Origin of the sequence: Pseudomonas citronellolis (assembly GCF_900112375.1) — a bacterium.
In the GTDB taxonomy this organism is placed as follows: Bacteria; Pseudomonadota; Gammaproteobacteria; order Pseudomonadales; family Pseudomonadaceae; genus Pseudomonas; species Pseudomonas citronellolis.
On record NZ_FOLS01000025.1, the window covers coordinates 117,361 to 127,505 of the forward strand.

The following is a 10,145-nucleotide window of genomic DNA, read 5'->3' on the forward strand; positions in this document are numbered from 1 at the left end:
GGTCGACGATGCGAGGACTGTTCCGTGGCCACTCCAACGACAAGGCCGCCCCGGCGCCCAGTGGCGATGCGCTGACGCAAGAGACGCAGAGCAGCCTGGACGAGCCGTTCTGGCAATGGAGCCAGGCGCACTGGGACCTGTGCATCGAGCTGGATGCCGAGGACCGTGTGTGCCGCCTGGGCGGGCGCCGCGCCCGCTGCCTGGCGCAGCCGACACATGCCGATGCGGCGCGCCTGGGCGACTACCTGGAGCGCAGGTCCCGGCCCGCCAGCCCGGCGCCGGAGTTGCGCCAGAGCCGCCAGGTGGACCTGGCCCTGCGCAGCCTCGACCAGCAGCCGCTGGTCTTCCGCATGCAGGTCAGCCCGCTGGCCGGCCGCGGCTGCCTGCTGCTGGGCACCGACATCTCCGACCTGAACTGGCAGAGCGACCGGGAAAAGTCGCAGATGCAGTGCTTCAACGTGATCAAGCAGTTGCTCTCCCGGCTCAGCCACGTCGCCCTGGCCGAGCTGCCGGGCGCGCTGGGCGAAGTGCTGGAGGTCATGGCCAACAGCTTCGCGCTGCAATCCATGGCGCTGGTCCTGGCGGAGCCGGGCGGCGGCGGGCGGGTGTTCGCCTGCTACGTCCGCCCCGGCGCCCACAGCCTGCTGCGCGAAGGCCTGGCCCTGCCTGATTGCGGGCTCGCCGCCCTGGCCGACAGCACCCTGCTCGGCGCCGGCGGGCCCGGCTCGGCGTTGCTGAAGCAACTGTGCTGCGAACGCCTGCGGGTGGTGCCGGCGACGCCGCAGGGCGGGCAGGGCGCCTGGCTGATCGGCGAACCGGACGGCCTCGACGAAGGCCGCGCGGGACTGTCGCCCGGCGACTGGCAGTGCCTGGCCGAACAACTGGCGCTGCAGGTCTTCGGCCGCCTCGAACGCAAGCGCCTGCGCGATGCCCTGCACCGGCTGAACCTGCTGGAGAGCAGGGTGCAGGGCGGCTACTGGCGCTACGACGCGGCGCGCGAAGGCTTCCAGTTCTCCGCCGCGGTGGCGGCCATCCTGGAATTGCCCGAGGGGCAGACGCGGCTGTCGCGGGAGGAACTGCTGCAGCGGCTGCACCCCGCCGATGCCGACGAACTGCTGATACGCCTGCGCCAACTGGGCCCCGGCGGGGAGCTGGCGCAGGACCTGCGCCTCTGCCCGGACTCCTGGACCCGCATCCGCCGCTGGCTGCACCTGCAGGGGCGCTGGCAGGGCGGCAGCGAGCACGGTTTCCTCGACGGCGTGCTGCTCGACGTCAGCGAGGCCCGCCAGCAGGCGCAGCAGGCCGAGGCCACCCATGCGCGCCTGCGCAACCTGATCGACAAGGCGCCGGTGGTGATCTACGTGCAGCGCGTGGAAGACGGCCAGCTGATTCCGGAGTTCTACAGCGAAAGCGCCGGCAACCTGCTGGGCCTGGACCTGCAGGCGAACAGCTGGCAGGCCCTGGCCGAGCGCGTGCACCCGGACGACCTGGGCAGCTTCTTCGAGCGCGGCCGCACGCTGCTGCGCGAAGGGCGCGTCAATGCCGAGTACCGCCTGCGCGACGGCGCCGGGCAATGGCACTGGCTGTACGACGAGGCCAAGCTGCTGCGCGACGCCCAGGGCCTGCCGCGGGAAGTGGTGGGCCTGTGGCTGGACGTGACCGAGCGGCACCAGGCCGCGCAGCGCATCGCCGAGAGCGAGGAGCGCTACCGGATGCTGGTGGAGGATTCGCCGGCGCTGATCTGCCGCTATTCGGCCAGCCTGGTGCTGACCTTCGTCAACCACACCTTCGCCAGCTTCCTTGGCGAGCCGGTACAGGCGCTGCTTGGGCGGCGCCTGGACTACTGGCTGTCCGAGCGCGATTGCAGCGCCCTGCGCGCCCGCCTGGTCGAAGGGGCCGGCGGCGGCGTCGAGGAATCCTGGGAGCTGCGCTTCAACCTGCCCGGCCGGGAGTGTCGCTGGCTGATCTGGAGCGACCGCCTGCTGTTCGACGACCAGGGCCGGCTGCGCGAAGTCCAGGCGGTCGCCCGCGACAACACCTCGGTGCGCCATTCCCAGCAACAGCTCGCCCAGGGCGCCAAGATGGCCGCCCTGGGGCAGATGGTCAGCGGCATGGCCCACGAGATGAAGCAGCCCCTGCACGTCATGCGCCTGGCGCTGTTCAACGCCTGGCAGCGCCTGGACGACCCGCAGTACCTGGGCGAGAAGCTCAAGCGGGTGGATGCCCAGGTCGACCGGCTGACCCGCGTGGTCAACCACATGGGGGTGTTCAGCCGCAAGTCCGACCTGGACATGGCCCCGTTCGATCCCCAGGCCTGCTGCGAGGCGGTGGTGCTGCTGCTGGGCGAGAGCATGACCCAGCAGGGCATCACTCTGGAGCTGGAGGCGCCCCAGGCGCGGCCGAAGGTCATGGGCTTCGCCGACCAGCTGGAGCAGGTGCTGGTGAACCTGCTGGCCAATGCCCGCGACGCCTTGCTGGAAAAGCGCGAGGGCGACAGGTGGATCCGCCTGGGCCAGCACCCTTGCGCCGAGCCCGGGTGGCTGGAACTGCACGTGTGCGACAGCGCCGGAGGCATCGAGCCGGCACTGCTGGAACGCATCTTCGAACCCTTCTTCACCACCAAGCCGGTGGGGCAGGGCACCGGGCTGGGGCTGTCGGTGAGCCACGACCTGATCCGCAACATGGGCGGCAGCCTGTGCGTGAGCAACGCCGAGGCCGGGGCGCTGTTCGTCATACGCCTGCCCCTGGCGGAAGGCTGAAAGTTCCGGGGTGATGATCGCCGGCGAAGAAGTTCGCCGGTTTAGTTTCGCGATGAAACAGTGGGTTTTGATGTCGGGCTAAGTTGCTCCCTGATGGTGTACTTTGTTTTTCATCATTCGAAGAATACTTGGGTGCGAAGATAATGCATCGAGGGCATTGGTATGCTGTTGGCGATCCTTGCTGGCGTGCTTGTTGTTATTGTCCTTGAGTTTCTGCGCGTATTGAGAAACTCCGCCCGCAGACGGCGGCGCAATCCTGAAGACGAATGAGGCAGAGAAGGCGGGAGGCTGTCCCTGCAATGGGGTCGGCCAGGTGTTGCGGAGGGGCGCTGCCTGGGCTGTAGCGGCTGCGCGGGGTGGCGGGGTTGTGCGCCGGGCTAGCCGGCCCGGGCCCTGGAGAAGCGGATCTTCTGCCAGCTGACCTCGCTTCTGAAGTCACCGGTATCGCCCAGCAGCTTGAAGCGCATGCTGCGGTACAGGGCGGTGGGGAAGCTGCAGCCTATCCTTCTCAGGTGGCCGTACATCCAGACCAGGCCGGAGTCCTCGTATTGAACTTTCGCTTGCATGGCATTCCTTGAATGAAGGATGAGTCGTTCTTCTGGTTTTGCATAGGGCTCGACTTTTGAATTATGGAAGTGGGTGGATAACTTGGATATATCCACATTGAACTAGTTGCTTCGTCTAGTTATTGAATAGGCACAACTTTCCCGGGGGCTATCCAGGTGGAATATCGGCGTGGGTTCTCGGGCGGCGGGTGCACTGCGCAAAGGGAAGGCCTGCGCCTCCCCGGTCACCGGGCGTTCATTCCCCTGGCGGGAGCAGCGTATCGATCTCGCGGAAGATCGCCTGCCATTCCGCCTCGCTCATCTCCATCAGGCCGAAGGAGCGCAGCAGGAAGGCGCCCTTGGCGGCGAGGAAGGCCAGGCGGGCGTTGCGGCTGCGTTCGTCGTCGCCGCCTTCCTGGATGAGCAGGGGGCGGTACCAGTCGCTGGAGCGCTGGCGCAGTTCCTCCCGGCTGAGCATCGCCGCGAGCACGGCCGCGGCGCGCTTGCCCAGGGCCTCGTCGCTGGCGGCCAGCAGTTGCACGTGGGCGCGCAGGTTGTCGAGCGGTTCCGCTTCGTCTGGGGTGTTGTCGCGTACAGCCACCTCGAACTCCGCTTTCCATCGGTTGAACATGGCCTCGATCAGCCCATCCTTGGTGCCGAAGCAGGATTGCACGCCACCCTTGCTGATCCCGGCGGCCTTGGCCACCTCGCCAATGGACAGCGCCGCAACGCCTTCGCGCATGACCAGGCCTTCGGCGGCATCCAGGACCTTGCCTCTATCAATGACGGGGCGCTTACTCATCAGGCCTCTTCTGCATTAGAATACGTTCGTATTTTAAGGTTGGCCAGCCGTGCGGCCGCCCGTGCTCGTCCTGCTTTGCTGCGCCTGGCAGCCAGGGGACGGCACGGCCCTTCTCGATTCGCAGCAGCCGCTAGAGCTGCGCGCTTGCGGTAATGGCCAGGGACCATGTCCGGCAGGGAGGCGGTGGCTTCCATTCCTGATCGATTCGTCAACGCTTGCCACCCGCCTGGCGAGGGGCAAGTCATCACTGTTCATGGCAATGGCGTTTTTTTGACATTGCCGGTCTTGCGGGTGAACGTCGCCGCTATGTGGACGGAAGGCTGACGCTTTCACCCAATGGGGAAGCATAACGCGCCCAGCGGGAAAGGCACGTCAGACATGCTGGCAATTTACAGGCGCCATTGCCGATGCCGCCTGTCGACCCTTCGCCGAAGGCCGTCTCTGGATTGATGTATGGAAATGGAAAGCAGTACTTCCGCCGGTATCGCCTTCGCCAGGCGCATCTACGCGCCACGCAGCCTGGGCTGTGGTCTCAGCTTCGTGTTCATCGCGGTGCTCGTCTATCCCGGCCACCCCGCGCTCTGGGCCTGGATGCTAGTCAACGGCTTCCTCTGGCCGGGCCTGGCCCGCTTCATCGCCGTGCGCGCCGCCGTGCCCTACCGGGCCGAGCTGCGCAACCTGCTGCTGGATTCGCTGTTCGCCGGCGGCTGGGTGGCGATCATGCACTTCAGCCTGCTGCCGTCGGCGCTGCTGCTGTCGATGGTCACCATGCACAACGTGGCGGCCAACGGCCCCGGCTTCATGCTCAAGGGCCTGCTGGCCAACGCGGCGGGTATCCTGGCGATGGGCTTGCTGACCGGCTACCAGGTGGACCTGGAGACGCCCAGGCGGGTGATCTGGGCCTGCCTGCCGATGCTGTTCTTCTACCCGCTGGCGGTGGGCTGGACCAGCTACAGCCTGGCGCGCCGCCTGCATGCCCAGCGCCGCGCCTTCTCCCTGGTGGACTGCTTCGACCAGCAGCAGCTGTTGCTGTCCTACGACGTCTGGCTGCACCGCCTGGCCCAGGAATTCGGCCGCTGCCGGCGCGGCGGGCCGAGGGCGACCCTGGCGCTGATCCGCATCGACGACCACGCCCGCCTGCGCCTGCGCTACGGCAACCTCACCGCCGAGGCCCTCAGCGTGCGCCTGGGCCACCTGATCAAGGCCGAGGTGCGCAACACCGACCACGTCAGCCGCAAGCACCCGGACGAATACCTGGTGCTGTTCCGCCAGACCCACGGCGCCGGCGCCCGGGCCTGCGTCGAGCGCATCGCCCAACTGTTCGGCAACTTCGACGAAGCCTCGCTGCCGCCGCTCTCGCTGAGCATGGGCCTGGCCGACTACTCGACCGACTTCGCCAGCGAACACGACTGGATCGAGCAAGCCCGCCAGGCGCTGGCGCCGTGCGCCGCCGCCGAGGACGCAGCCCCGTAGGAGCGGATCCCTTCCGCGAACCGCGCCGGTGGTTCCGGTTATCGCGGATAAGATCCGCTTCTACGGGGGAGGAATACCGTGCTCCCCAGCAACCTGTAGGAGCAGGCCCTGCCCGCGATTTCGCGCGCAGGGCGCGCTCCTACAGGGGAATGGCGCAGGTGGGGCAGCGTAGGAGCGGATCCCTTCCGCGAACCGCGCCGATGGTTCCGGTTATCGCGGATAAGATCCGCTCCTACGGGGGAGGAATACCGTGCTCCCCAGCAACCTGTAGGAGCGGGCCCTGCCCGCGATTTCGCGCGCAGGGCGCGCTCCTACAGGGGAATGGCGCAGGTGGGGCAGCGTAGGAGCGGATCCCTTCCGCGAACCGCGCCGGTGGTTCCGGTTATCGCGGATAAGATCCGCTCCTACGGGTAACTCTGGATTCGCCATTCGCTCCGAACGGCCCCCTCTCCCTTCAGGGAGAGGGTTGGGGAGAGGGCGCTCTTACCCCCAACACCACAGTCACCGGGAAACTCCCTTCGCGAGCAAGCTCGCTCCTACGAAGAGCGCCTCGGCGCGATGCTCAGCCGGCTGGTATCCACCAACTCCACCACCCGCGCCCGCAACTGCCCGCAACCACCCTCCACATCCTGCCCCGCGCTGTTGCGCACCTTGGTCAGCACCCCCCGACTGTGCAGGTAGCGCACGATCTCTACGATGCGCTCGCCGTCCGGGCGCTGGTAGGCGTCGCCTTCCAGGGCGTTGAAGGGGATCAGGTTGAGCACCGCGAACTTGCCCTTGAGCAGGCGCAGGATGCCGTCCAATTCATCCTGGCCATCGTTCACGCCCTTGAGCAGCGTCCACTGGTACTGGATGGGGTAGCCGACCTGGCGGGCATAGGCCTCGCCCAGCTCCACCAGTTCGTCCGGGGTGAGCTTCGGCGCCTTGGGCAGCAGGTGTTCGCGCAGGTCCGCGCGGGTGGTGTGCAGCGACAGGGCCAGGGCCGGTTTCACCCGCTGTTGTGGCAGGCGCTCGAACACCCGCGGGTCGCCCACCGTGGAGAACACCAGGTGCTTGTGGCCGATGCCACCGTCGCCGCCGAGGACGTCGATGGCCTCCAGCACGTTGTCGAGGTTGTGCGCCGGCTCGCCCATGCCCATGAACACCACCTTCTTCACCCGCCGCAGGCGCCGCGCCAGCACCACCTGGGCGACCATCTCGGCGGCGCTCACCTGGCGCAGCAGGCCGCTGCGGCCGGTCATGCAGAAGCGGCAGCCCACCGCGCAGCCGACCTGGCTGGAGACGCACAGCCCATCGCGCGGCAGCAGCACGCTCTCCACCATCTGCCCGTCGGCCAGGCTCACCAGCAGGCGCTCGGAGCCGTCCCCGGCGGGGTGGCGGGAGTGCAGGCGCGCCAGGCCTTCCAGCTGCGCGGCCAGCTCCGGCACGGCGTTGCGCACCGCCAGCGGCAGGAAGTCCTCGCTGGCCTGGCGCTTGGTCCCGGCATCCAGCGCCCGGCCCTGCAGCCAGGCACGCAGCATCCGCCCGCGATGGCGGGGCAGGGCGCCGAGGTCGGCGAGGCGTTGGTCGAAATCGGTCAGGCGCATGGCGCGCGCATGCTAACACTGGCGCGGGGTGTGGCGAAGGCGGGGCGATAAACCACGCAGGCGGCGGCGCCTGGAGGGACGTTCAGCGGTCGCTGAAGCTTTCCACGAGGTCCTCATGGCGGATCGCCCGGCCCGGTTCGAAACCGGCCAGGCGATCATGGGTGAGGTTCTCCAGGCGCAGGTCGTACAACTCATCGAGCAGGGCCTGGTAGGACTCGACGTCCAGGATGACCGCCATGGGAGTCCTGCCCCTGACGACTACCAGCTTCTCGTGCTTTTGCGCCGCGACTTCCCGCAGCCGGGCGTCGAGCGTTCTCTTCAACTGGGTGAGCGAAACGGCGTGTGCCGTATGTTGCCGGCGTGTGCTCATGGCGGTGCTCCCGATAGGCGAAGGCTGGACGATGGTCGAGCAGGCCCGTTCGGACCATGCCCCGAACAGCGTTTCGGAGGCTTCCCACATGGCTATCCGTTACGGGCTTACATCGCGCCTCTCTATTCTCCGCCGGTCACGGTCGATCCCGTGGCCGGGTTTGACGACCTGTGGAACAGGCGCGATCGCGCCGATGGCGTATGCGAAAACGGCGTAGCGTTTTTTGCAGGCCCCCGTGCGCAGTTCGATCCATCTGCCACGCTTCATGGCGGATCGCGCGGGGAGGCCTTCGGGCCTGCCGGTACCTGTTCCCGGTTCGTCAACCCCGCGCGGTCCGCCTCCCTTCGTTTGACGACGCAGCGGCGGACTCCCCTCTCTGAACAGGAGTTCCCAGCATGCATGATGCCTATACCGCCACCACCTTCCTCCGCCACAACCGTCCCCTGCGCGGCCTGCTGATCGACGACCAACCCTGGTTCGTCGCCCACGACCTGGCGCGGCTGCTCGGGCTGCATCATCCACAGGCGCTGGCGCGGCGGCTGGATGCGCACGAGGCGCGCTCGGTGCTGTTGTGCGCGGCCTCCGGCGCCGAGGAGTGGCTGGAGGTGGTCAACGAAGCCGCGCTGTACAAGGTGCTGATCCGCTTCGGTCACCCGGAGAACCGCGCCCTGGGACGTTGGCTGGGCGAGCAGGTGATTCCTCTGCTGCGCGACCAGGGCCGCGTCGATCCGCAACGGCCCCGGCGGGTGCTGATGAGCTGGCGCTCGCAACGGGTGACGCTGCTGGACTGGCAGGGTGAGCTATGGGTGCCGCTGCAGCAATTGCCCACTTTCAGCCCTTGCAGCGGAGAAGGAAGTGGCTGGCTGGGGCGCCTGCGAGCTTCGCTCTAGCCTGCGCCCCGTCTGGCTGGTCTAAGCTGCAGGCTTACCCCGGAGCCTGCAGCCAGAGGAGACAGCCGATGCAACGCCTCACCGCCCGCGATTTCCCGCCCGAGCTGCTGGAGCTGTACGACCACTACGCCCATGGCCTGATCAACCGCCGCGAGTTCCTCCAGCGCGCTTCGCTGGTGACCGTCGGCGCGGCTGCCCTGGTGGAGGCGCTGAGCCCGGACTATGCGCTGGCCGAGCAGGTGCCGTTCACCGATCCGGACATCGTCCCCGAGTACATCGCCTACGACTCGCCCAAGGGCAACGGCAAGGTGCGCGCCTACCTGGTGCGGCCGGCCAAGCCTGCGGGCAAGGTGCCGGCGGTGCTGGTGGTGCATGAGAACCGCGGGCTCAACCCCTACATCGAGGACGTGGCGCGGCGGCTGGCCAAGGCCGGGTTCATCGCCCTGGCGCCGGATGGGCTCAGCTCCGTCGGTGGCTACCCGGGCAACGACGACAAGGGCCGCGAGTTGCAGGCGAAGGTCGACCCCGAGAAGCTGATGAACGATTTCTTCGCCGGCCTGGAGTGGCTGATGCGCTACGAGGGCGGCACCGGCAAGGTCGGCATCACCGGCTTCTGCTATGGCGGCGGGGTGGCCAATGCGGCGGCGGTGGCCTACCCGGAGCTGGCCGCGGCGGTGCCTTTCTACGGGCGCCAGCCGCGCAGCGAGGACGTACCGCGGATCCAGGCGCCGCTGCTGCTGCACTACGCCGAACTGGACTCGCGCATCAATGAGGGCTGGCCGGCCTACGAGCAGGCGCTGAAGGCTGCGGGCAAGACGTACGAGGCGTACATCTACCCCGGCGTGAACCACGGCTTCCACAACGATTCCACGCCGCGCTACGGCGAGGCCGCGGCGAAGCTCGCCTGGGACCGCACCCTGGCCTGGTTCCGCCGCTACCTGGCCTGACTGCGTCCTGCGGCCGCAGCCTGCCGGTCAGGAAAGGCTTGCCCTGGCGGCTGGACGTGGCAAGCTAGCGGCCCTCCCGTCCACCCCTTCCGCATCATGTCGCTCAATCGCAAAGTCGTTCTCGCGGGCGTGCTCATCGTGGCCTGGCTCGGCATCCTGTTCGCCGCCTTCTGGTCGTTCCAAGGCCGCTACCTGCGCAGTTATCCCGATACCACCCAGCTGTTCGATGGCCAGGCGCTGCAACTGCCGGCGCAACTGGCCGGCCCGGGGCATATCCGCGTGGTGCATTTCTGGGACCCGGAATGCCCGTGCAACGTCGCCAACCAGCAGCACCTGGCCTCGCTGATCAAGCGCTTCGAGCCCCAGGGCGTGGACTTCTACGCCTACCGCAAGCCCGGCACCCAGGGCCGCCTGGCCAGCGAGCTGTGGGGCCTGAAGCCGCTGCCGGAATTCCCCTCGCCGCCGCCCATCGCCGCCAGCCCCTCGGTGGCGGTGTGGGACCGCGACGGCAAGCTGGCCTACTTCGGCCCCTACAGCGAAGGTGCCACCTGCACCTCGGCCAACAGCTTCATCGAGCCGGTGATCCAGGCGCTGGTCGAAGGTCGCCAGGTGAAGTCCCCCAGCACCCTCGCCACCGGCTGCTACTGCGACTGGTAACGGCGTTGGGCCTTGCGGCCCTGGGAGCGGCTTTGGCTTTTCGTAGGAGCGAGCTTGCTCGCGAAGGGAGTTTCCCGGTGGCTGTGGTGTTGGGTTCAAGAGTGCCCTCTCCCCAA

General features: G+C 67.9%; 9 protein-coding genes. 5 read left to right on the forward strand and 4 right to left on the reverse strand.

The features are described 5' to 3' along the window. Positions 1 to 8 precede the first annotated feature (8 nt). Positions 9 to 2,759 carry a PAS domain-containing sensor histidine kinase gene (locus BM060_RS22370; RefSeq protein WP_083426818.1) on the forward strand — a complete coding sequence of 917 codons (2,751 nt, stop codon included), beginning with the start codon at positions 9 to 11 and terminating at the stop codon, positions 2,757 to 2,759. 377 nt (positions 2,760 to 3,136) lie between these two features. Here the strand turns inward: BM060_RS22370 and BM060_RS22375 are convergent, their stop codons facing one another. Then, complete coding sequence (locus BM060_RS22375; protein WP_074983098.1) at positions 3,137 to 3,325, reverse strand: hypothetical protein; 189 nt, start codon at positions 3,323 to 3,325, stop codon at positions 3,137 to 3,139. A gap of 235 nt (positions 3,326 to 3,560) precedes the next feature. Then, complete coding sequence (locus tag BM060_RS22380) at positions 3,561 to 4,106, reverse strand: TetR/AcrR family transcriptional regulator (RefSeq protein ID WP_074983100.1); 546 nt, start codon at positions 4,104 to 4,106, stop codon at positions 3,561 to 3,563. A gap of 453 nt (positions 4,107 to 4,559) precedes the next feature. Between BM060_RS22380 and BM060_RS22385 the strand changes: the two genes are divergently transcribed. Then, on the forward strand, positions 4,560 to 5,579 hold the full coding sequence (locus BM060_RS22385; RefSeq protein ID WP_074983103.1) for an MASE2 domain-containing protein: 1,020 nt from the start codon (positions 4,560 to 4,562) through the stop codon (positions 5,577 to 5,579). A 536-nt stretch (positions 5,580 to 6,115) separates the two neighbouring features. On the opposite strand, the gene BM060_RS22390 is transcribed toward BM060_RS22385, so the two are convergent. Both BM060_RS22390 and BM060_RS22395 read right to left on the reverse strand, forming a co-directional pair. After that, positions 6,116 to 7,165 carry an RNA methyltransferase gene (locus tag BM060_RS22390; protein WP_074983105.1) on the reverse strand — a complete coding sequence of 350 codons (1,050 nt, stop codon included), beginning with the start codon at positions 7,163 to 7,165 and terminating at the stop codon, positions 6,116 to 6,118. Positions 7,166 to 7,247: 82 nt separating this feature from the next. Continuing rightward, a complete protein-coding gene (locus BM060_RS22395) occupies positions 7,248 to 7,625 on the reverse strand; it encodes a type II toxin-antitoxin system prevent-host-death family antitoxin (RefSeq protein WP_083426819.1) in 378 nt (125 codons plus the stop codon). 305 nt (positions 7,626 to 7,930) lie between these two features. Between BM060_RS22395 and BM060_RS22400 the strand changes: the two genes are divergently transcribed. The 3 genes from BM060_RS22400 to BM060_RS22410 all read left to right on the forward strand — a co-directional run bounded on the left by BM060_RS22400 (position 7,931) and on the right by BM060_RS22410 (position 10,029). After that, positions 7,931 to 8,425, forward strand: a complete 495-nt coding sequence (locus BM060_RS22400; protein ID WP_074983107.1) for a BRO-N domain-containing protein — start codon at positions 7,931 to 7,933, stop codon at positions 8,423 to 8,425. Between the two features lie 68 nt (positions 8,426 to 8,493). Further along, positions 8,494 to 9,372 carry a YghX family hydrolase gene (gene yghX / locus BM060_RS22405; RefSeq protein ID WP_074983109.1) on the forward strand — a complete coding sequence of 293 codons (879 nt, stop codon included), beginning with the start codon at positions 8,494 to 8,496 and terminating at the stop codon, positions 9,370 to 9,372. 96 nt (positions 9,373 to 9,468) lie between these two features. Further along, complete coding sequence (locus tag BM060_RS22410; RefSeq protein ID WP_009618327.1) at positions 9,469 to 10,029, forward strand: DUF6436 domain-containing protein; 561 nt, start codon at positions 9,469 to 9,471, stop codon at positions 10,027 to 10,029. The last annotated feature ends 116 nt before the right edge of the window (positions 10,030 to 10,145 follow it).

Bases quoted from the DNA above. Each gene is read 5' to 3' on its own strand.
- BM060_RS22395 (WP_083426819.1), bottom strand. From the start codon at position 7,625: ATGTGGGAAGCCTCCGAAACGCTGTTCGGGGCATGGTCCGAACGGGCC.
- BM060_RS22400 (WP_074983107.1), top strand. From the start codon at position 7,931: ATGCATGATGCCTATACCGCCACCACCTTCCTCCGCCACAACCGTCCC.
- BM060_RS22410 (WP_009618327.1), top strand. From the start codon at position 9,469: ATGTCGCTCAATCGCAAAGTCGTTCTCGCGGGCGTGCTCATCGTGGCC.
- BM060_RS22380 (WP_074983100.1), bottom strand. From the start codon at position 4,106: ATGAGTAAGCGCCCCGTCATTGATAGAGGCAAGGTCCTGGATGCCGCC.
- BM060_RS22385 (WP_074983103.1), top strand. From the start codon at position 4,560: ATGGAAATGGAAAGCAGTACTTCCGCCGGTATCGCCTTCGCCAGGCGC.
- BM060_RS22370 (WP_083426818.1), top strand. From the start codon at position 9: ATGCGAGGACTGTTCCGTGGCCACTCCAACGACAAGGCCGCCCCGGCG.
- BM060_RS22390 (WP_074983105.1), bottom strand. From the start codon at position 7,165: ATGCGCCTGACCGATTTCGACCAACGCCTCGCCGACCTCGGCGCCCTG.
- BM060_RS22375 (WP_074983098.1), bottom strand. From the start codon at position 3,325: ATGCAAGCGAAAGTTCAATACGAGGACTCCGGCCTGGTCTGGATGTAC.
- yghX (WP_074983109.1), top strand. From the start codon at position 8,494: ATGCAACGCCTCACCGCCCGCGATTTCCCGCCCGAGCTGCTGGAGCTG.